The organism is Ralstonia sp. 25C, from assembly GCF_051904805.1.
Classification (GTDB): Bacteria; Pseudomonadota; Gammaproteobacteria; order Burkholderiales; family Burkholderiaceae; genus Ralstonia.
Genome location: NZ_CP196737.1, coordinates 792,054 through 812,463 on the forward strand (window position 1 = coordinate 792,054; position 20,410 = coordinate 812,463).

Here is a 20,410-nt window from a genome sequence, read left to right on the forward strand (position 1 = left end):
GGCTGAAGCTTACGGCGCCACCGAGGAGGCCAGCGCTTCGGCTTCCGGTGCCTGCCGCTCATCACGGATGAAGTGCTCGCGGTAATAACGCAACTCTTCGATCGACTCGATGATGTCCGCATGGGCGGTGTGCCGCTGGTGCTTGGTAAAGCCCTTGGCAATGGCCGGCTGCCAGCGCTTGCACAGCTCCTTGAGCGTGGAGACATCCAGGTTGCGGTAGTGGAAGTACTCCTCCAGCTTGGGCATGTAGCGCGCCATGAAGCGGCGGTCCTGGCAGATCGAGTTGCCGCACATCGGCGACTTGCTCTTCGGCACCCACTTCTTGAGGAAGGCCAGCAGCTCGGCTTCCGCCTCCGCTTCCGTCGTGGTCGAGGCCTTGACCTTGTCGATCAGGCCCGAACGGCCATGCGTGCCCTTGTTCCAAGCGTCCATGCCATCGAGCAGCTCGTCGGACTGATGGATCACCAGCACCGGCCCTTCCGCCACGATGTTCAGCTCCGAATCCGTCACCACCACGGCCACTTCGATGATGCGGTCGTTCTCGGGGCTCAGGCCGGTCATCTCCATGTCGAGCCAGACCAGGTTGTTATCGCTCTTGGCGGCAACACGGCTGGGGGTCGCGGACGATGCGGCTGGCTGGGGTGCAGAAGTACTCACGGAATGCCTTGAGAAAATGACTGAAGGCTATAATTTTCGCATATCTGATAGGTGTTTCCCCACATGCCCGCCTTTACTGTCGTCTTCCTGCTTGCCCTTGTATTGATGTCCGCCACACGGTTGTGGCTGGCCGCGCGGCAGATCCGTCACGTGGCGCGCCACCGTGATGCCGTCCCCGCGCAATTTGCCGAATCCATCACGCTGGACATGCACCGGAAGGCTGCCGACTACACCATCGCGCGCACCCGCCTGGCGATGCTGGAAGTGCCGGTTCAGGCTGCCTTGCTGATCGCGCTGACACTGTTCGGTGGCTTGAACTGGATCAACCAGGCTTGGCTGGGCGTGTTCGGACCGGGCTATGCCTACGGCGTAGCGCTCATCGTGTCGGTCATCGTCATCAGCAGCTTCATCGAACTGCCGTTCTCGCTGTATGCGCAGTTCGTGGTGGAAGAGCGCTTCGGCTTCAACCGCATGACGTGGAAGCTTTGGCTGGCCGACAACCTCAAGGGGATGGCCATCGGCACCGTGCTCGGTTTGCCGCTGTTGCTGGCTGTGCTCTGGCTGATGAACAAGATGGGCACGTACTGGTGGCTCTATACCTGGATCGTCTGGATGGCGTTCATGCTGTTTGTGCAGGCGATCTACCCGAACGTCATTGCGCCGCTCTTCAACAAGTTCACCCCGCTGCAGGACGAGGAAATGCGCACGCGCATCGAAAGCCTGCTCAAGCGCTGCGGCTTTGCCAGCAAGGGCCTGTTCGTCATGGACGGCAGCCGTCGCAGCGCGCACGGCAATGCCTATTTCAGCGGCTTTGGCGCCACCAAGCGCATCGTCTTCTTCGACACGTTGCTCGAACGGCTGAACCCGTCGGAGATGGAAGCGGTGCTCGCGCATGAGCTGGGGCACTTCAAGCGCCATCACATCACCAAGCGCATCGCCGTGACCTTCGTGCTGAGCCTCGGCGCGCTGGCGCTGCTCGGCTGGCTGATGACGCGCACGTGGTTCTACCTGGGCCTGGGCGTGGCACCCAACCTGCTCTCCGACAATCACGCGCTCGCGCTGATGCTGTTCTTCCTGGTGCTGCCCGTGTTCACGTTCTTCATCTCGCCGCTGGCGAGCCTGTCCTCGCGCAAGGATGAGTACGAAGCCGATGCCTTTGCCGCCGAGCATGCGGACGCCAAGCAACTCGTCTCGGCGCTGGTCAAGCTGTTCCAGGACAACGCCTCGACGCTCACGCCGGACCCGGTCTACTCGACGTTCTACTACTCGCACCCGACAGCGTCGCAGCGTGTCGCACGCCTTGTGCAGGCTGGCGCATGACCCGGGGCAAACCGGGCCGCGCCCAGAAGCAGACCGCCGCCGGCGAACACGGTCTCGTCATCGCCGCGCACGGTCGTCACTATTTGGTTGAACGCGAAGGCGGTGGCTATCTGCAGTGCTTTCCGCGCGGCAAGCGCAGTGAATGCGCCGTCGGCGACAGAGTCGTTTTTGAAGCCACCGCAGTGGACCAAGGTGTGGTCGTGCGGGTGGATGAGCGCCGCAACCTGCTCTACCGCTCCGATCAGTTCAAGTCGAAGATGCTGGCGGCCAACCTCGACCAGGTCGTCATCATGCTCGGCACCGAGCCAAGCTTTTCGGAAGACCTGCTGGGCCGCGCGCTCGTTGCCGCAGAATCGCTCGGCATCACACCGCTGATCCTGCTCAACAAGATCGACCTGACCGCACGCCTGGAGACGGCCCGCTCGCGACTGGCGCTGTATCGGGAGCTTGGCTACACGATCGTCGAGTTGACCGTACACGGCGCGCCCGAGGCCGCGCACGCCGCGCTAGAACCGCACGTGGCCGGGCGCGCGTCGATCCTGATCGGACAGTCGGGGATGGGCAAATCGTCGCTGCTGAATCTGCTGATCCCGGGCGTGGACGCGCAAACACGCGAGATCTCTGAAAAACTCGACTCTGGCAAGCACACGACCACGTTCACGCGCCTCTATCACCTGCCCGCCGACTGGGGCCAAGGGGGTGTGCTGATCGACTCGCCGGGCTTCCAGGAATTCGGCCTGCACCACCTGAGCGAAGGCATGCTGGAACGCGCTTTCCCCGAATTCCGCTCGCGCCTGACCGAATGCCGCTTTTATAACTGCCGCCATCTCAAGGAGCCCGGCTGTGGCATCCTGGGGGCCATGGCCGACGGCAAAATCGATCCGCGCCGGCACCAGCTCTACGCGCAGTTGTTGCACGAATCGGAGCAGCAGAAGCCCTGGTAACGGGGAAACGAAGTTCGGGGAGGCTGGGATGAAACTGTTGATCAGCAGTCCATCGCTTGGCATGGCAGCACACTGGCAGAACGTGCTGTCCGCCGCTGGCATTCGTACCGAGCTGCGCAACATCTATCTGAGCAGTGTCGCGGGGGATGTTCCGCCACAAGATTGCGCGGCGCAGGTCTGGCTGGTGAATGCGTCACAGGAAGCGCAGGCGCAAGCGCTGCTCGACCAGGCGCGGCACCCACCCACCGGCCCCGCTTGGCGCTGCGTGCATTGTGAAGAGTTGCATGAGCCGCAGTTCGCCCAATGTTGGCGCTGCGGCAAAGACCGCGAGGATGCGGCCTGAGCCGCTAGAACAAGACGCGGTGCCGCCTCAACCCAGCCACACGGCGATCGACAGCATCGCCAGCAGCAGCATCCATAGCACCACGGCGCGCCACACCAAGCCCACCGCCGACTGCAACGTGCGCACATTGGGCTCCTGCCCGACTTCCATCGGGTAGGCGCCGTCCTCATCGGCAATGCTCTCTGCGGAATCACGCTGCGCGATCGGCGTGCCCAGACGTACGCCCAGCGCACCGCCACCAGCGGCCAGCAGGATGCCGTTCACTTCATCGCTCCACTTGGCCGCGCGATTGCGCCACGCGTAGACGGCGTCCTCGAAGTTGCCGACGATGGCGAAGCCGATCGCAGTCAATCGCGCAGGAACGTAGTCGATGACGAAGAACGCCTGACGCGCAAACAGGCCCAGCGCGGGACTGCGCTCTGTCGATGTATCGCTCCAGTGGCGCGCCAGATATTCGGCACCGCGGTAGAGCACGACGCCCGCCGGACCAATCGGCACCAAGAACCAGAAGAACACGCCAAACACGTGACGATGCGCCGCCACGATCGCGCATTCGAGCGTGTGGCGAACGACCTCGTTGACCGGCATGTCAGTGGTGTCTCGCCCCGACCACTCATTGAGCAGCAGCCGCGCGGTGACAATGTCGTCGCTGCGCAGCGCCTCATGGATGTCGGTGAAGTAGTGACTGAACTGCCGGAAACCGAGCGTCAGATACACCATCAGCACGTTCCACAAGAACGCCAGCCCCAGGCTGATCGACGACAGCAGGTAGTGCACCAGCGCCACAACCAACACAGCCGGCAGCGTGACCACGCACCACGCGAGCACAGCATCGCGGCGATGGCCGGTGTCGAACCATTCTTCAGCCCGTGCGGCCAGCACGCGCACAACATCGTAGATCGGGTTATCCCGGCTGAGCGCACGGAATTGCTCGAGGATCAGCGCGCAGAGTACGGAGAAAAAGGTCATGGGAAGGGTGTTGCGAGGCGCGTTTCACGCCGTGAATGCGATGTGCATGACGATAGCACACGGCGTGCGCGTCACAGCGCACCGTACCTTGCGCGCTACGCTGCCAGCAAGTGATAGAGGTTGCGCAGCATGCCCGCCGTCGCGCCCCAGATAAAGTGGTAGCCACCATCCGCCTTGCGATACGGCATCGCATAAAAACGCCGTACGCGGTCTTCCCAGCGCAGCTCGCGCACTTCGTGGTTGGCCGGATCCATCAGGAAGGCGAGCGGCACCTCGAACACCTCGGCCACTTCGCTCGGGTCCGGCTTGAGCGTGAAATCGGGCAACAGGAGCCCGACGACCGGGCTCACGTGAAAGCCTGTTCCGGTGATGTAGTCAGGCAGTTGACCGACGACCTCGATGAATTCCGGGCCAATGCCGACCTCCTCCACCGTCTCGCGCAGCGCGGTGGCAACCACATCGGAATCGACCGCCTCACGCCCGCCGCCAGGGAAGCTGACCTGACCGGCATGCTGGCTGAGCGACGCATTGCGTTGCGTCAGGAGCACCGCCAGACCCGCTTCGCGCTGCACCAACGGCACCAGCACGGCCGCTTCGCGCAGCTTGAGCGAGGCATCGATCAGGCGGGATTCGTCAGTGTGTTCCGGCTCCCACGTGGGTTGGGTGCGCAAGCGCTCGCGCACGAAATCGGCCGTCAACCGCGAAACCCCGAGCGCCGGCAGCGGCGTTGACGACGGCAACACCGGCAACTGCTCAGGGTCGAACACGGGACGGCGCATGGGGCAAGAATGGAATGATCGTCAGTGGCAGATGCATAGCGTTACTAACGACACGTGAGGGCAATCTTCCACCGCAAAAGAGAAAAAAGGCACCCGAAGGTGCCTTTTCGCAACGCGCGCAGATTACTCCGCAGCGGCTTCCTTGCGCTTGAAGGTCAGCTTCTCCTTGATGCGAGCCGACTTGCCCGAGCGCTCGCGCAGGTAGTACAGCTTCGCACGGCGCACATCACCGCGACGCTTCACTTCGATGCTGGCCAGCAGCGGCGAGTACAGCTGGAACGTACGCTCCACGCCTTCACCCGAAGAGATCTTGCGAACGATGAACGACGAGTTCAGGCCACGACTGCGCTTGGCAATCACGACGCCTTCATACGCCTGCACACGCTTGCGGTTGCCTTCAACGACGTTCACGTTGACGATCACGGTGTCGCCAGGGGCGAACGGGGGGATCGTCTTGTTGGCCGTCAGGCGCTTGATTTCTTCCTGCTCGATTTGCTCGATGAGATTCATCTTTTTCTCCTTGACCATCATGCCGGCGTTTTGCCCGGTCGATTGACCGTGGCCCCGGTAGAGGATGGGAACTTCACTTGGCCGAGGCTCCCGGTATGGAAGCATCCGACCCCTTTGCCGTTATCGCCGCGGCAGCGAGGAAGACCTCATCGCTGCGGGACAACAAACCTTGCTCGCGCGCAGCCTCGATCAGATCGGGACGCTTGCGCATGGTATTCAACAGCGCCTGCTGGCGGCGCCACTTCTCGATTTCGGCGTGGTGGCCGCCCAGCAGCACATCGGGCACACGCACACCTTCGTACTCTTCTGGCCGCGTGTAGTGCGGGCAGTCGAGCAGACCGTTGACGAAACTGTCCTGCACGGCGGACTGCGCGTCGCCCAGCACGCCGGGCAACTGCCGCACTACCGCATCGATGATCGCCATCGCCGCGATCTCGCCACCGGAGAGGACGAAATCGCCAAGGCTGATTTCCTCATCCACCCGGCGATCGACCAAGCGCTGATCAATCGCTTCGTAGCGTCCACACAGCAGTGTGAGCGCCGGCAGCTGAGCCAACTCCATCACCCGCTTGTGCGTGAGCGGCTTGCCTTGCGGCGACAACAGCACCACATGCGACGCTGCCGGTGCTTGCGCCTCGGCAATGGCATCTAGCGCAGCGTCCAGCGGCTTGGCCAGCATCACCATGCCGGGGCCGCCGCCGTAAGGCCGGTCGTCCACGGTACGGTAATTGTCCGTCGTGAAGTCGCGTGGGTTCCAGGTGCGCAACGTGTACACCTGCTGTTTGGCTGCGCGGCTGGTGATGCCCCAGTCCGTCAGCGCCCGGAACATGTCCGGAAACAGCGAGATGACATCGAACTGCATCGCCGAATTCTCCGGCCGCATGTTCAGTAATCCAGACCCCAGTCGACGACGATGCGCTTGCCAGCCACATCCACCGACTTCACGTAAACCTCGACAAACGGCACGAGCCGCTCGACCCCGCCCTCATCAACGATGCGCAGAATCTGATGCGCGCCGTTGTCGATCAAGCCGGCCACCGTGCCCAGCGTTTCCTGTTGCTCGTTGACGACCGTGGCGCCGATCAGATCGACCCAGTAGAACTCGTCATCATCCGGCTCGGGAAAGTCGGCTCGGCTGACCCACACGACACATCCGCGCAGCGCCTCGGCAACATTGCGGTCGGGCGCGGCAGGAGAACCTGCCACCACCGTGCCGCTATGCTCACGGGACGTATCGACGGGAAACACCCGCCAGTCCGTTGCCGTTGCCAGTGCACCAGTTGCTGGCTTGAGCCACCAAACCTTGGCATTCAGCAGCGCGTCTGCGTCGCCGTGTGGCTGGACCTTGATCCAACCGCGAATACCATAGGCGCCACCCACGTAACCCACCTCGATGAGGTCATCGGGGAGCACGGGGTTGGCACCCGTGCCTGGACGCATGGCCTGCAAGCGTTCGGCGACCTTTTGCGAGGTCGCTTGCGTTGCTACTGCCACGGGACCAGGTCGTGTCGATGCAGCGCGCGTCACAGCAGAATGTGCTCGGACGGCACCGACGATCGACGCATGCTAAAACTTAGGCGGCTGCCTTCTTGGCGCCTTGCTTCACCAGACGGGCAACCGTCGGCGACAGCTGCGCGCCCACGCCTTCCCAGTAGGTCAGGCGGTCTTGCACGATGCGCAGACCTTCTTCGCCTTCACCGGCGAGCGGGTTGTAGAAACCGACGCGCTCGATGAAACGGCCATCACGGCGGTTACGCGAGTCAGTCGCAACGATGTTGAAGAACGGGCGCTTCTTGGAGCCACCGCGGGCCAGACGGATCACGACCATGGATCTTTTCCTTGAAAAACTGGGTATGCGTACAGAGAAACACGCAAGTATAGCCCAATTTTCCAGACCAAACAAACACTTAGCTACAACCTGGCGGCACAGCGCTTGGCACACATGGTTTGCGCGGCATATTGGCGAGGCGTTTGTGCTGGCGGCTTGGCTTGCAGTGGCGCTGCCTGCACAGGCCAAGCTACCCATCGACACATTACGCGTGCCGCCGGGCTTTCAGATCGAGGTGTTGACGGATGCGATGCCGGCAGCACGTGAAATGACGCTCTCCCCGACCGGCATCCTGTATGTTGGCAGCCGGGCGGGCAAGGTGTACGCGTTGTCATTGCAAGCACCAGGCGCACGCGTGCACGTAGTGGCTTCAGGGTTGCTGCTGCCGGTGGGCGTAGCGTGGCGCGACGGCAATCTCTATGTGTCGGCCGTGTCGCGCGTGGTGCGGCTCGAGGGGATCGACAAGCGGCTCGACGATTCGCCTGAGCCGATTGTCGTCAACGACAAACTACCGCCCGAAACGCATCACGGCTGGAAATTCATCGCCTTCGGGCCGGATGGCAAGCTGTATATGCCAGTGGGTGCGCCATGCAATATCTGCCACCGTGATGAAAATCGCTACGCCAATCTCATGCGCATGAACGCGGACGGCAGCGGCCTGGAGCTCGTTGCGCGCGGCATTCGCAATACCGTGGGCTTTGACTGGCACCCCATCACGCACGAGCTGTGGTTCACCGACAACGGGCGTGACCTGATGGGCGACGACGTGCCCGACGACGAGCTCAATCGCATCAGCAAACCCAACCCGCATTTCGGCTACCCGTTCTGCCATGCGGGCGACATCCCGGACCCGGAATTCGGCGCGGGACACCCGTGCAGCCAATACGTACCGCCCGTTGCCAAGCTGGGGGCGCATGTGGCGGCGCTGGGCATGCGTTTCTACACGGGCAGCAGCTTTCCGGCGGCGTATCGCAACAACATCTTCATCGCCGAGCATGGCTCTTGGAACCGATCATCCAAGGTCGGCTACCGCATCATGCGTGTCGTGCTGGATTCGACCGGCAACGTCACAAGGCAGGAGCCCTTCGTGCAGGGCTGGCTACAAGGAGAACGCGCATGGGGCCGCCCCGCCGATGTGCTTGTAGCACCCGATGGCAGCCTGCTTGTTTCCGACGACGAAGCGGGGGCCGTGTATCGCATCCGCTACACCGGAAAATGACGCGCACGACGCCTGCCGCCTGGGCAAGGCGTGCGGGAAACATCTCGTTACATGGGTAACGTTCGGACAGTGGATGCGTGCTGAGTGAAGCCTTACATTGACAGGCATGAACACGCGCTGCCGACCTCTTTCTCGCACATCAGCCAGCAGCGCGTGGCGCTTTCGAACCCTCGCCCACTAGGAGATAGCCATGCCGATCCGCGCATTGCTTCGCCCCTTGGCAGCGGGTGTTCTGATCGTCGCCTCTGCGGGCGCTGTGGCTGCCAACGCATCGGCGCGTCAGGCCGCCGCTGCTTTTGCAGAATCCGTCATGCCCGCGTGGTCGCAAGCCACCGAGGCCGCACCGCGCGCACCCCGAGCGGTAGCGCAAATCTTCTTCGTGGATTCCCGTGGCGAGCAGGCTGCGCGCATCCGCGAGCAAATGGAGCGCATGGAAGCGCGTGCCCGTGCCGATGACCGCCTGAATGGCCGCGTGCAACCGCACGAGAGCGGTGGCCGCGGAGACTGGCAACAGCAGGAACGCTTCCGCCAGGAACGCGGTAACGGCGATCAAGGCGGCAACTGGCGCGGCTCACGCCGGGGCTGACTCTCCGCTGCCCACATTTCACATCCCGGAACTTGCCTGCGGGCGCCTTTGTCGTATTGGACGATGAAGGGCACACGTTTGTGGTGCGCCTTTCATCACACCCATCACAACGACAACAGGTGCTTTCATGCTGTCCTTACTCCACCGCCATGTGCGGTTGATCCTCGGTCTGATATGGACCTCTGCCTTCATGCTGATGCTTGCTCACCTGCTCTATGGTGAGGTCAGTCTGCGCCAACGCGCGCCCCAACTGCTGCAAGATCTGATGGCGTCGACGAGCGTGTCCGCCCCACGCCTGGTGCCGATTTAGTGACCCTGCCCCACCCGCCGCAGGCGATTCCGCACGCTGCGCGCGTCCGGCCGAACTGACGGCCAATTCCCCGAGCTGCTGATGCGTCTTTAGGACGCGCTCCCGACGCCGCCCTCTGGCCGCGTCGCAGATGATGTTGGGCGTAGAATGCGCGGCGCTGTGTTGTGTTGCCGTGTGTTCTCCGCCTGCCATGTCTACGACCGCTCTCCAAAAGAAATCCAAGCTGCTGACCGTGCTGCTCGCCTTCCTGTTCGGAAGCGTGGGCGCGCATCGTTTCTATCTCAAAGGCGGACGCGACTTCTGGGCGTGGTCGCAGGTGTTTGCGATGGTGCTCGGGGCGATTGGGGTGGCGCTACTGTGGTCTACCCAACGGGCGAGTGTGCCGGGCTGGGCCTGCGCGATCATCGGCGGAGCGTCGGTGCTGGCGGGATTTCTGTCGGCGCTGGTGTATGGCCTGCGCCCTGACGATAAATGGGATGCGCAATTCAATGCAGACGGCACGCCCACGCGCTCGGGGTGGCCGGTCGTGCTGCTGACCATCCTCACGCTGATGATTGGTACCGGCCTGCTGATGGCCGGCCTCGCCATCACGTTCCAGACCTACTTCGAAACGCAGGTGCAGGCAGCGAAAGAGCTGTCGCAGTAATCCGCCGTCAAAACAAACTGCCCTGGCGCTCGTCGACCGGCTTTCTTGGTTTGACCGCACGCGCAGGCGGTTTGAACTGCGACGTGTCGAGCACCAGTTCGTTGTAGCGGTGGTAGCTGAAGCCGAGTTTGTCGGCGGCTTTATAGAAGCGCTGCCGCAGTAAATCCGCCCAGATGCCGGTGCCGCGCATGCGCGTGGCGAAATCCGCCTTGTAGTCTTGCCCGCCATGCAGATCGCGGATGCGGTTCATGACGCGTTGCGCGCGGTCGGGAAAATGCGCCACCAGCCAATCCTGGAACACGGCGTTCAGCTCGTTCGGCAAACGCAGCACGATGTAGCTCGCGTACGTGGCACCGGCCTCGCGTGAGGCCTCCAGAATCTGCTCCATGTGGTCGTCGGTGATGAAGGGGATCATCGGCGCGACGCTTACGCCCACCGGAATACCCGCCTCGGCCAATGTGCGAATCGTGCGCAGGCGGCGCGATGGCGTGGCTGCGCGCGGCTCAAGCTTGCGTGCAAGTTCCGAGTCCAGCGTGGTGATCGTCACTGCGGCGACGACGAGGTTCTTGGCGGCCATCGGTGCGAGCAGATCGATGTCGCGTTCAATCAATGACGACTTGGTGATGAGCCCAACCGGGTGATCGCAATCGTGCAGCACCTGCAGCACATCGCGCGTGATGCGGAGCTCGCGCTCGATGGGCTGATACGCATCGGTGTTCACGCCCAGTGCGATCGCCTCGCAGCGGTAGCCGGGCTTGGCGAGCGTTTCGCGCAGGACTTCAGCTGCGTTTGTTTTGGCGAACAGCTTGGTCTCGAAATCCAAGCCCGGCGATAGCTCCAGATACGCATGGGTGGGCCGCGCAAAACAATACACGCACCCGTGCTCGCAACCGCGATACGGGTTGAGCGACACCCCAAACGGAATGTCCGGCGATTGGTTGTGGCTCAGGATGGAGCGCGCGCGTTCGATGGAGACGGTGGTCTCAATGCGCGGCGGTGCATCGTCGGGATCAAGCTGCCGGACAAGCGGTTGCCAGCCGTCATCGACGCGTGAGCGTTCATCGCGTTCATAACGGCCTTGCAAATTGGAAGTAGCGCCGCGCCCCCTGCGTGGGACGTGGCGGTCGGACATATCAGACACAGCGGAACAGAGTGGATGCGGGGGCCCGTCGATCCTATCGCATCCGCCTCCGTTCCGCTGGCGTGGCGCCGACTACGCTTCGGGGTCGAGCTTCACTTCCCAGAGCGATTTGCCATCGAGATCATGCAGCGACACATGCATGGTGCGCGTGGCCGGATCGATCTTGGCGCGGCCGTAATACTGCTGCAGCGCAGCCGGCGACTGGTTCTGCGGATTGTCCTTCGGGATGCTGATGTAGCGCAGGTCCGGCCCGAAGGTCTGGTCGACCTCGTTCGGCCCGAACGTGCCCGCGTTGATCGGGCCGCCGACGAATTCCCAGAACGGCTTGAACTCCGTGAACCTGGCGCGCGACGGGTGGTAGTACGTGGCCTGCGCGTAGTGCACATCGGCCGTCACCCACACGACGTTCTGGATGTTCTCCTGCTTGATGAAGCGCAGGATTTCGGCCAGCTCCAGCTCGCGACCGGAGGGCGCGCCGTCATCCGCATTCGCCCAGGCTTCGTAGGTGCCCTTGGGCACGTCGGGGTTCAGGTCGGGCACCACCAGCGAGATCGGCATGTCGCTGGCAATCACCTTCCACGTCGCCTTCGATTGCTTGAGCGATTGCTTGAGCCACGCCGTCTGCTTCGGGCCGAGGAAGGCGGCATCGGCATCCAGCGTGGTTTGGCGGTTGGGAGAATTGCGGCCGCGATAGCTGCGCTCATCGAGCATGAACACGTCGAGCAGCGGGCCGTACTGGAATGCGCGGTAGATCTGCTCCGGGTCGAGCGGGTTGAAGCGGAACGGGTTGTATTCGAACATCGCCTGCTTGGCGCGGGCGGCCAGCACCGATGCACTGCGCTCCTGGTAGCGCTTTTCCTCGGGGCCGATCTGCTGGCCTGGGTACCAGTTGTTGCGCACCTCGTGGTCATCCCACTGCACGAGGAACGGCACTTCGGCAGAGAACGCGCGCTTGTTCTTGTCGAGCTGGTTGTAGGCGAAGGCGCCGCGGTAGTCGTCCAGTGTCTGCGCGACGTGCGACTTGGCCTCGGTCACGAGGTTGGTCCACAGCGAGCCGTCGGGCAGCTTCACTTCGGCCTGGATCGGACCATCGGCGTAGATCTGGTCGCCTGAGTGGATGAAGAAGTCGGGCGATTCGCGCCGCATCGCCTCATACAAGCGATAGCCGCCGAAGCGCTCGTTGATGCCCCAGCCTTGGCCCGCTTCGTCGCCGGAGAAGACGAAGCAGATCGGGCGATTGGCCTGCACCGGTGCCGTGCGGAAGCGGCCGGTGACGGGCTGGCTGAACGCCTTGTCGTGCACCGAATCCTGGAAGCGCACCCGATAGAACAGGTCGGCACCGGCAGGCAAACCGGTGAGATCGACACGCGCGGTAAAACCACTAGCTTCAGTGGCCGCCGGGCCGACACGGCGCACGACTTTCTTGAAGGCGGCATCCGTCGAATATTCGACGATCATGCGCGCCGGGCGGTCAGTGCGGCTCCAGACGATGGCGCTGTCGGCGGTGATATCGCCGCTCATCACACCGCCGGGCAGTTGCGGGCGCAGGCGATCGGACGTTACCGCAGCCGGTGCGACGCCCTGGGCCAGCACATCACCGATGCGCGAGCCGAGCAGCACAGTGCCGCTAACAGAAACAAGACCCTTGATCAGCGTGCGGCGGTTCGGCTTGAAGATCGGCTGGTCGGACATGGGGGCTCCGTCTATCGATGATGAGAGTGCCCGCCAGCGTAAGGCGCTTCCGTGACAACGCTACGTCACCCGCCCTCTTCCGTCACGTCGATGGCGAGCGTCTCCTTGATCTCTTCCATCACGATGTAGCTCTTGGACTGCACCGCGCCCGGCAACTGCAGCAGGATGTCGCCCAGCAGGCGCCGGTATTCGCTCATCTCGCGGATGCGCGCCTTGATGAGGTAATCGAAATCGCCCGAGACGAGGTGGCATTCCAGCACCTCGGGAATGCGCAGCACCTCGCGCCGGAACTGCTCGAACATGTTGCCGGCCTTGCTGCCCAGGCTGATTTCCACGAACACCAGCAGCGAGGCACCGAGCATGGTGGGGTTCAACCGTGCGTAGTAGCCGAGGATGAAGCCCTCGCGCTCCAGGCGTTTGACGCGCTCGATGCACGGCGTGATGGTCAAACCGACCGCATCCGACAGGTCTTTCATGGAGAGCCGACCATCCTTTTGCAGCAGGTCGAGGATGCGGCGGTCGAGCTTATCGAGGGCCCGGACGGGCTTGCGTTGGGTTCGCATGAGGCAAAACGCTCCAAAACCACAGTTATTCCTGTTTCCATAAAATATACAGAAACAATGACTGGTTATGTACGAATACGATAGCGACATCTATCGCAAATGCATCTCCGGGGAGTATCACCATGCGCGTGCTCGTTCTTGGCAGTGGCGTGATCGGCGTGACCAGCGCCTATTACCTCGCCCGCGCCGGCCATGAAGTCACCGTCGTCGACCGCGAAGCGGGCCCGGCGCTGGAGACCAGCTTTGCCAACGCAGGCCAGATCTCGCCCGGTTATGCATCGCCGTGGGCCGCGCCGGGCGTGCCGCTCAAGGCCATCAAGTGGATGTTCCAGGAGCACGCGCCGCTCACCATCCGCCCGGACGGCACGCTCTTCCAGATCAAGTGGATGTGGCAGATGCTGCGCAACTGCGACGCCGCCAGCTATGCGCAAAACAAAGAACGCATGGTCCGCCTGGCTGAATACAGCCGCGACTGCATCCGCGACCTGCGCGCCGACACTGGCATCGCCTATGAAGGCCGCCAGCAAGGCACGCTGCAAATCTTCCGCACCCAGCAACAGCTCGACGGCGCCGCGAATGACATCGCTGTGCTCGAGCGTGCCGGCGTGCCCTACGAACTGCTTTCGCGCGAAGACCTCGTGCGCAGTGAACCAGGCCTGGCCTCCACCCGCCATAAGCTGGCTGGCGGCCTGCGCCTACCCAATGACGAAACGGGCGATTGCCAGCTCTTCACCACGCGCCTCGCCGCGATGGCCGAACAGCTGGGCGTGCGCTTCCGTTTCAACAGCACGATCAATAGCCTGATCTTCAAGAACGACGCCGTGCGCGGCGCGCTGGTCGACGGGCAGCCGATGGAAGCCGACCTCGTGGTCGTGGCGCTGGGCAGCTACAGCACGCCGTTCCTGAAAAACCTGGTGAACGTGCCGGTGTATCCGCTCAAGGGTTTCTCGATCACCGTGCCGATGACGGACGCGGCCAAGAGCCCCGTCTCCACCATCCTGGACGAGACCTACAAGGTGGCCGTCACGCGCTTCGACGACCGCATCCGCGTGGGCGGCATGGCGCAGATCGTCGGCTACGACAAGCGCCTGGATCCGGGCAAGCGCAACACGCTGGAGTTCGTCGTCAACGATCTGTTCCCGGGCGCTGGCGATGTGTCGCGTGCCTCGTTCTGGACGGGCCTGCGTCCGATGACGCCGGACGGCACGCCGATCGTCGGTCAGACCCCAGTGCGCGGCTTGTGGCTCAACACGGGCCACGGCACGCTGGGTTGGACCATGGCGTGCGGCTCAGGCAAGTTGCTGTCCGACTTGGTGTCGGGCCGCTCGCCTGCCATCCGCGCGGATGATCTGTCGGTCTATCGCTATATGGGCGGTGCCCCGGCACCGGCGGCCAAGCCTGCGCTGGCCTGATCGCCAACAGCGCTGCATCAACAAAGAAGGGAGGCTTAGCCTCCCTTTCTTTTTCCCGTGCTCAAACCCACAACCGGTACGCCCAGAACGCTTCATCTTCGACAAAGCGCTCGGCAAACTCGCTGGGCGAGAAGCCCGTAATGCGTTTGACGGTGCGGCTCAAATGCGCTTGATCGGCAAACCCCTCCTCCTGGGCCAGCGCCGCCCAATCGAACGGCTGGCCTGCCTGGTACCGATCCATCGCGGCAAAGTAGGCGCCCTCGGTTTTCACCAACGTCTGCCATTCACGCAAAGACCGCCCGCTGAACGTCTTGATGCGCCGCTCCACCTGGCGCGGACTATGGGTGCGCCGCCACTCATGCGCCTGCCACGCCAGACGCTCTACCCAATGACGGCCGGCCCGACGCATTGACGACACAACCGTACCCGGCCCCTGAAGCGCGCGCCAGCGCGCGGCAAGGTGCTGTTCCAGTACAACCAGCACAGCCGCATCGTCATAGGTGCCGAGCAACGCATCCAACAACGGCTGCCAGCCGGTGCCTAGTACGGTATAGGCATCGACAACGCGGTCCGCGACCACAGCCATGTCGATACCAAACAAGGTCTGCGCGACATCCGCCGTCAAGCAGACCATGCCGCCACGCCCAGTGGTCGGCGCCCAACTCACCGTGGGCTGAGATTGGCTGCCCGACAGCACAACCGACGCACCGAATGGCCGCCATTGCGGTCCGCCATCCGTACGCTCGACAAGCCCCGCATCGGTGCCCTGAAACCACGACAGCGACACCATGGGCGACGCAGGGAAATGGGACAGGCGCTGTGCATCGGTCAACGCAAAGCCCCGCGTGTCGCGGCAAAGAACGGCCACGATGGCACCCTGCAAAGCAGGCGGCGCAAGATGCAGCCGTGTACCCGGTACGCGGCCATCGTGCGTAGCACGTGGCGCTCGCGCGAGGGGATCGGGACACTCGAATTCGGAGGACATGGCGGCGCAGTATAGGCAGGCGTCCTGCAGGTGTCGATGTCGTTTGCGTTCAAGACAGGGCATGGCAACAAGCGAACAATGCCAGACATACCGAGACGCGCCAGGAGATCCAGATGAATCCGACCACTTCCGGCCAATGCCCTTTCCATGCGAAGGACGCATCGCCCGCACCAGCAGCCCATCCGCCCGGTGTATGGCCGCCGGGCCCGTCCACCGCACTGACTGGTTGGAGCCTGCTCGCCCGCATGTCGCGTGACTTACTCGGGACGCTGGCGACGTGGCAGCGCGACTTCGGCGACGTGGTGCATCTGCGCTTCTGGCCCGAACACGAAATCGTCGTCTCAGACCCGTCACTCGCGCGCGAACTGCTGGTGACGCATCACGACGCGCTGGTCCGCTGGGAGCGCGGAACGCACGTGTTTGCACAGCTGCACGGGCACAGCGTACTGATTGCCGAAGGCGAGGCATGGCGGGGCAAGCGACACGCCATGCAGCCGAACTTCTCCCCCAAGGCTGTCCAGGCCTTCGTGCCCACCATAAGCGCTGCCACAGAGAAAGCGCTCGCGCAATGGCCGCAGCACGATGCGCGCTGGCCGATGGAAAGCGCGATTACGTCGCTTGCCATGGACGTCATCACGCGGATGATGTTCTCGAGCGAAATCGGCGAAGAGGCGCGCACCGCGGAGCAGGCCATCCGCGTCGTCGGTGCCGCTGCCAACGCGGAGTTCTACTGGCCCGCAAGCTGGCCGGACTGGGCGCCCTGGAAGGGCAAGAAACGGCGTGCCCTGGCGGCACTGCATGGCCTGATCAACCACCACCTGCAAGCACGATTGGCTCAGCCACAAGACGCCTGGCCCGACGATCTGCTGACCCGCTTGCTACAGCTGCACCGCGATGACCCCACCACGTGGCCCCTGCACGCCGTGCGCGACGAATGCATGACCGCTTTCCTGGCAGGGCACGAAACCACAGCAGCCACGCTGATCTGGTGGGCCTGGTGCATGGCATCGAACCCGGCTGCGCAGACCCTTGCACGCGAGGAAGTCCAGCAAGCGCTGCAGGGCCGCGCGCCGAGCCCTGACACGCTGGCCTCCCTGCCCTACCTCACGCAGACGATCAAGGAAACGATGCGCCTCTACCCCGCTGCCCCGGTGCTCTTCAGCCGGCGCAGCAGCAAGCCCATCACCTTGGGCGCATGGCAATTGCCCGCGCGAACCATGTTCCTGATTCCGGTGCAAGTGATGCACCACGACCCGCGCTGGTTCCCCGAGCCGCTGGCGTTCCGCCCGGAACGCTTTGCGCTCGATGCCCTAGAGCTGCCACGCGCACGCGGTGCCTACCTACCCTTCGGCACCGGCCCCCGTGTCTGCCTCGGGCAGCATCTGGCCATGTCTGAGATGACGGTGATTGCCGCGATGCTGCTGCAGCGTTTCACGTTGTCGGTGCCGGACAACATGCACGCGCCGCGCCCCGTGATGAACGTCACGTTGCGGCCAGATCAACCGTTGCATCTGGCAATTGCGCCGGCTTGACGTTAGTAACGCAGCAGCAAAAAGGGAGGCCGAAGCCTCCCTTTTTTCATGCTCGCCGATGCGGCTTAGAACTGCACTTCCGGCACCGCGCCGATGGTCTCGCCGCCGGTCAGCACGCTCTGTGCAATGCCAGGCGCCTGCGTAAGCAGCACGTCGGCAAACACGCGCGCCGTGGCGATCTTCGCGCCGTAGAAGTTCGGATCTTCGCTCTCGCGATCAATGGCCACCAGCAACGCGCGCGCCATCTGCCAGCCCGACAGCACAATCCCGCACAGGCGCAAATATGGCACGCTGCCCGCGAACACGACATTCGGCTGCGCCTTGGTTTGCGCGACCACGAAGCGCACCACCGATTCCATCGCCTCGCGGCCCGCTGCCAAGCGCACGCGCATCGCCTCGCAATGCGCGCCACCCTTCGCGGCCAGCGCCGCTTCCACCTTGGCAATTTCCGCGCAGATGCCCAGTGCCACCGCACCGCCATCCCGCACCGTCTTGCGGCCGATCAGGTCATTCGCCTGGATGGCTGTCGTGCCTTCGTAGATCGGCAAAATGCGCGCGTCGCGGTAGTACTGCGCGGCGCCCGTCTCTTCGATGAAGCCCATGCCGCCGTGCACCTGCACGCCCAGGCTCGTCACGTCGATCGACATCTCCGTGCTCCAGCCCTTCACGATCGGCACGAGGAATTCGTACAGCGCTTCGCTCTGCTTGCGCGCAGCATCATCGGCAGCGTGATGGCCGGCATCGCACGCAGCGGCGGCCACGTAGGCCAGCGCGCGGGCGCCTTCGGTCATGGCGCGCATCGTCAGCAGCATGCGCTTCACGTCCGGGTGATGAATGATCGCGACAGCCTTGCCGGCCGAACCATCCACGGGGCGGCTCTGCACGCGCTCGCGCGCATAGGCGACGGCCTTCTGATACGCGCGCTCCGACACACCGATGCCCTGCATGCCGACCGCATAACGCGCGGCGTTCATCATGATGAACATGTACTCCAGGCCGCGGTTCTCTTCGCCGACCAGCGTGCCGATGGCACCGCCGTTGTCGCCGAACTGCAGCACGGCCGTCGGGCTCGCCTTGATGCCGAGCTTGTGTTCGATCGACACGCAATGCGCATCGTTGCGCGCACCCAGCGAACCGTCGGCATTGACCATGAACTTCGGCACCACGAACAGCGAGATGCCCTTCACGCCCTCCGGCGCGCCCGGCGTACGCGCCAGCACAAGGTGGACGATGTTTTCGGCCATGTCGTGCTCGCCCCAGGTGATGAAGATCTTCGTGCCGAAGATTTTGAACGTGCCGTCGCCCACCGGCTCGGCGCGCGTGCGCACGAGTGCCAAGTCGGAGCCGGCCTGCGGCTCGGTCAGGTTCATCGTGCCGGTCCATTCGCCGGAGATGAGCTTGGGCACGAACAATTGCTTCTGCTCTTCAGTGCCTGCCGTCAGCAATGCCTCGATGGCGCCGTCGGTCAGCAGCGGGCACAGCGCGAACGACAGGTTGGCCGCGTTCAGCATTTCGATGCACGCCGTGGCGATCAGCTTGGGCAGGCCCTGGCCGCCGTATTCCAGCGGGTGCTGCACGCCCTGCCAGCCGCCTTGGCCAAACTGCGCGAAGGCTTCCTTGAAACCAGGCGTAGCCGTCACGACACCGTCCTTCCAACTGCTCGGGTTGCGGTCACCTTCCACATTGAGCGGCGCGACGACTTCACCCGTGAAGCGCGCGCTCTCCTCCAGCACGGCTTGTGCGGTGTCAGCGGTCGCGTCTTCAAAGCCGGGCAGCTTGGCGACGTTGTCCAGGCCGGCCAGTTCGTTCATCACGAACAGCATGTCCTTGACGGGGGCTTGATAGGTCATGTCTCTCTCCAATCCTTCGTTAAGCGCGATCAGGACAGTGCATCAGCGGGGGCGTGATGCGCTCTCCTGATGGCGCTCGGGTATAAAAAAGCCGTTTCCAAACGGGTCGGAAACGGCTTTGCGTCGGGCCACATTGTCCATTCGAGCGCGCGTCAGATGATGCGCGCTGCGCGGTGCACTCAGCCCAGTGCGGTCACCAGCTCCGGCACGACGGTGTTCAGATCGCCCACGAGGCCGTAGTCAGCCACCTGGAAGATCGGCGCTTCCGGATCCTTGTTGATCGCGACGATCACCTTGGAATCCTTCATGCCGGCCAAGTGCTGGATCGCGCCCGAGATACCGACGGCGATGTACAGCTGCGGCGCGACGATCTTGCCGGTCTGGCCGACCTGGTAGTCGTTCGGCACGAAGCCAGCGTCCACCGCTGCGCGCGAGGCACCCAGTGCGGCACCCAGCTTGTCGGCCAGCGGCGTCAGCACCTTGGTGTAGTTCTCGCCCGAGCCCACGCCACGGCCACCCGACACGATGATCTTCGCGGCGGTCAGTTCCGGGCGATCGCTCTTCGTCACTTCGCGCGAGACGAATTGCGAGATGCCGGCGTCCGCCACGGCGGTCAGGTTTTCGGTAGCAGCGGAGCCACCGGTGGCAGCAGCCGGATCAAACGCCGTGCCACGCACGGTGATCACTTTCACCTTGTCGGCCGATTGCACGGTGGCAATCGCGTTGCCGGCGTAGATCGGGCGCTCGAAGGTGTCGGGGCTGTCGACCTTGGTGATGTCGGACAGTTGGGCCACGTCCAGCTTGGCGGCCACGCGCGGCAGGATGTTCTTGCCGTAAGCGGTGGCTGGCGCCAGGATGTGGCTGTAGTTGCCGGCGATAGCCAGGGCTTGCTCGGCGACGTTTTCGGCCAAGCCATCGGCAAACTGGGGCGCATCGGCCACCAGCACCTTGGTCACGCCTGCGATCTGCGCAGCGGCTTGTGCAGCGGCGCCGCAGCCAGCACCGGCCACCAGCACGTGGACATCGCCGCCGCATTGAGCGGCAGCCGTCACGGTGTTCAGCGTTGCGGCCTTGATGGATTGATTGTCGTGTTCAGCAATAACGAGTGCGGTCATCTTGATCTG

22 protein-coding genes are annotated in these 20,410 nt (G+C 63.6%); 9 read left to right on the forward strand and 13 right to left on the reverse strand.

All coding sequences use genetic code 11. The features are described from left to right. Positions 1-9: 9 nt before the first annotated feature. Positions 10-657 (reverse strand): oligoribonuclease, encoded by a 648-nt coding sequence (orn, locus tag ACS7SF_RS03665; RefSeq protein ID WP_426394159.1) that lies wholly within the window; start codon positions 655-657, stop codon positions 10-12. A gap of 63 nt (positions 658-720) precedes the next feature. On the opposite strand from orn, the gene ACS7SF_RS03670 reads away from it, so the two are divergent. Genes ACS7SF_RS03670 through ACS7SF_RS03680 form a run of 3 tightly spaced genes read left to right on the forward strand, consistent with a single transcriptional unit; the run spans position 721 to position 3,264 of the window. Next, the gene (locus ACS7SF_RS03670) at positions 721-1,977 is read left to right on the forward strand and encodes a M48 family metallopeptidase (RefSeq protein ID WP_439891726.1); all 1,257 of its coding nucleotides are present in this window, start codon (positions 721-723) and stop codon (positions 1,975-1,977) included. Then, positions 1,974-2,921 carry a ribosome small subunit-dependent GTPase A gene (gene rsgA, locus ACS7SF_RS03675; RefSeq protein ID WP_439891727.1) on the forward strand — a complete coding sequence of 316 codons (948 nt, stop codon included), beginning with the start codon at positions 1,974-1,976 and terminating at the stop codon, positions 2,919-2,921. The genes ACS7SF_RS03670 and rsgA overlap by 4 nt, the downstream gene beginning before the upstream one ends. Positions 2,922-2,949: 28 nt before the next feature. After that, entirely contained in the window at positions 2,950-3,264 is a 315-nt protein-coding gene (locus tag ACS7SF_RS03680) for a hypothetical protein (protein ID WP_439891728.1), read from the forward strand. 27 nt (positions 3,265-3,291) lie between these two features. Here ACS7SF_RS03680 and ACS7SF_RS03685 read toward each other — a convergent pair whose 3' ends face one another. The 6 genes from ACS7SF_RS03685 to rpsP form a co-directional block, all read right to left on the reverse strand. Continuing rightward, entirely contained in the window at positions 3,292-4,233 is a 942-nt protein-coding gene (locus tag ACS7SF_RS03685) for a CobD/CbiB family protein (protein ID WP_439891729.1), read from the reverse strand. Positions 4,234-4,328: 95 nt separating this feature from the next. Beyond that, on the reverse strand, positions 4,329-5,012 hold the full coding sequence (locus ACS7SF_RS03690) for a CoA pyrophosphatase (protein WP_439891730.1): 684 nt from the start codon (positions 5,010-5,012) through the stop codon (positions 4,329-4,331). 123 nt (positions 5,013-5,135) lie between these two features. Further along, positions 5,136-5,522: a 50S ribosomal protein L19 gene (rplS, locus tag ACS7SF_RS03695; protein ID WP_439891731.1), complete on the reverse strand. Its 387-nt coding sequence runs from the start codon at positions 5,520-5,522 to the stop codon at positions 5,136-5,138. Positions 5,523-5,595: 73 nt separating this feature from the next. Continuing rightward, positions 5,596-6,384, reverse strand: coding sequence for a tRNA (guanosine(37)-N1)-methyltransferase TrmD (gene trmD, locus ACS7SF_RS03700; RefSeq protein WP_439891732.1), 789 nt, complete (start codon positions 6,382-6,384; stop codon positions 5,596-5,598). 23 nt (positions 6,385-6,407) lie between these two features. Continuing rightward, a complete protein-coding gene (gene rimM / locus ACS7SF_RS03705) occupies positions 6,408-7,049 on the reverse strand; it encodes a ribosome maturation factor RimM (RefSeq protein ID WP_439891733.1) in 642 nt (213 codons plus the stop codon). A gap of 46 nt (positions 7,050-7,095) precedes the next feature. Further along, entirely contained in the window at positions 7,096-7,350 is a 255-nt protein-coding gene (gene rpsP, locus ACS7SF_RS03710; RefSeq protein ID WP_004629147.1) for a 30S ribosomal protein S16, read from the reverse strand. Positions 7,351-7,495: 145 nt separating this feature from the next. Between rpsP and ACS7SF_RS03715 the strand changes: the two genes are divergently transcribed. From ACS7SF_RS03715 to ACS7SF_RS03730, 4 genes are all read left to right on the forward strand, one after another. Continuing rightward, positions 7,496-8,569 (forward strand): PQQ-dependent sugar dehydrogenase, encoded by a 1,074-nt coding sequence (locus ACS7SF_RS03715; RefSeq protein WP_439892686.1) that lies wholly within the window; start codon positions 7,496-7,498, stop codon positions 8,567-8,569. Between the two features lie 190 nt (positions 8,570-8,759). Beyond that, positions 8,760-9,155 (forward strand): hypothetical protein, encoded by a 396-nt coding sequence (locus ACS7SF_RS03720; RefSeq protein ID WP_439891734.1) that lies wholly within the window; start codon positions 8,760-8,762, stop codon positions 9,153-9,155. Positions 9,156-9,282: 127 nt separating this feature from the next. Beyond that, the gene (locus ACS7SF_RS03725; protein WP_426394177.1) at positions 9,283-9,465 is read left to right on the forward strand and encodes a hypothetical protein; all 183 of its coding nucleotides are present in this window, start codon (positions 9,283-9,285) and stop codon (positions 9,463-9,465) included. A 190-nt stretch (positions 9,466-9,655) separates the two neighbouring features. Then, positions 9,656-10,111 carry an NINE protein gene (locus ACS7SF_RS03730; RefSeq protein ID WP_426394179.1) on the forward strand — a complete coding sequence of 152 codons (456 nt, stop codon included), beginning with the start codon at positions 9,656-9,658 and terminating at the stop codon, positions 10,109-10,111. A 7-nt stretch (positions 10,112-10,118) separates the two neighbouring features. Here the strand turns inward: ACS7SF_RS03730 and ACS7SF_RS03735 are convergent, their stop codons facing one another. From ACS7SF_RS03735 to ACS7SF_RS03745, 3 genes are all read right to left on the reverse strand, one after another. Further along, positions 10,119-11,243, reverse strand: coding sequence for a PA0069 family radical SAM protein (locus ACS7SF_RS03735; RefSeq protein WP_439891735.1), 1,125 nt, complete (start codon positions 11,241-11,243; stop codon positions 10,119-10,121). An 81-nt stretch (positions 11,244-11,324) separates the two neighbouring features. Next, positions 11,325-12,944, reverse strand: coding sequence for an alkaline phosphatase D family protein (locus ACS7SF_RS03740; protein WP_439891736.1), 1,620 nt, complete (start codon positions 12,942-12,944; stop codon positions 11,325-11,327). Positions 12,945-13,009: 65 nt separating this feature from the next. Next, a complete protein-coding gene (locus tag ACS7SF_RS03745) occupies positions 13,010-13,507 on the reverse strand; it encodes an Lrp/AsnC ligand binding domain-containing protein (protein WP_439891737.1) in 498 nt (165 codons plus the stop codon). Between the two features lie 122 nt (positions 13,508-13,629). On the opposite strand from ACS7SF_RS03745, the gene ACS7SF_RS03750 reads away from it, so the two are divergent. Next, positions 13,630-14,919 (forward strand): D-amino acid dehydrogenase, encoded by a 1,290-nt coding sequence (locus tag ACS7SF_RS03750; protein WP_439891738.1) that lies wholly within the window; start codon positions 13,630-13,632, stop codon positions 14,917-14,919. 61 nt (positions 14,920-14,980) lie between these two features. Here ACS7SF_RS03750 and ACS7SF_RS03755 read toward each other — a convergent pair whose 3' ends face one another. Beyond that, the gene (locus ACS7SF_RS03755; RefSeq protein WP_439891739.1) at positions 14,981-15,904 is read right to left on the reverse strand and encodes an AraC family transcriptional regulator; all 924 of its coding nucleotides are present in this window, start codon (positions 15,902-15,904) and stop codon (positions 14,981-14,983) included. 245 nt (positions 15,905-16,149) lie between these two features. Here ACS7SF_RS03755 and ACS7SF_RS03760 point away from each other — a divergent pair, with 245 nt between their 5' ends. After that, the gene (locus tag ACS7SF_RS03760) at positions 16,150-17,436 is read left to right on the forward strand and encodes a cytochrome P450 (RefSeq protein ID WP_439892687.1); all 1,287 of its coding nucleotides are present in this window, start codon (positions 16,150-16,152) and stop codon (positions 17,434-17,436) included. 65 nt (positions 17,437-17,501) lie between these two features. Here ACS7SF_RS03760 and ACS7SF_RS03765 read toward each other — a convergent pair whose 3' ends face one another. Together ACS7SF_RS03765 and ACS7SF_RS03770 are read right to left on the reverse strand one after the other, a co-directional pair. After that, positions 17,502-19,286, reverse strand: a complete 1,785-nt coding sequence (locus tag ACS7SF_RS03765; protein WP_439891740.1) for an acyl-CoA dehydrogenase — start codon at positions 19,284-19,286, stop codon at positions 17,502-17,504. A gap of 179 nt (positions 19,287-19,465) precedes the next feature. Next, entirely contained in the window at positions 19,466-20,401 is a 936-nt protein-coding gene (locus tag ACS7SF_RS03770) for an electron transfer flavoprotein subunit alpha/FixB family protein (RefSeq protein ID WP_439891741.1), read from the reverse strand. Between the last annotated feature and the right edge of the window lie 9 nt (positions 20,402-20,410).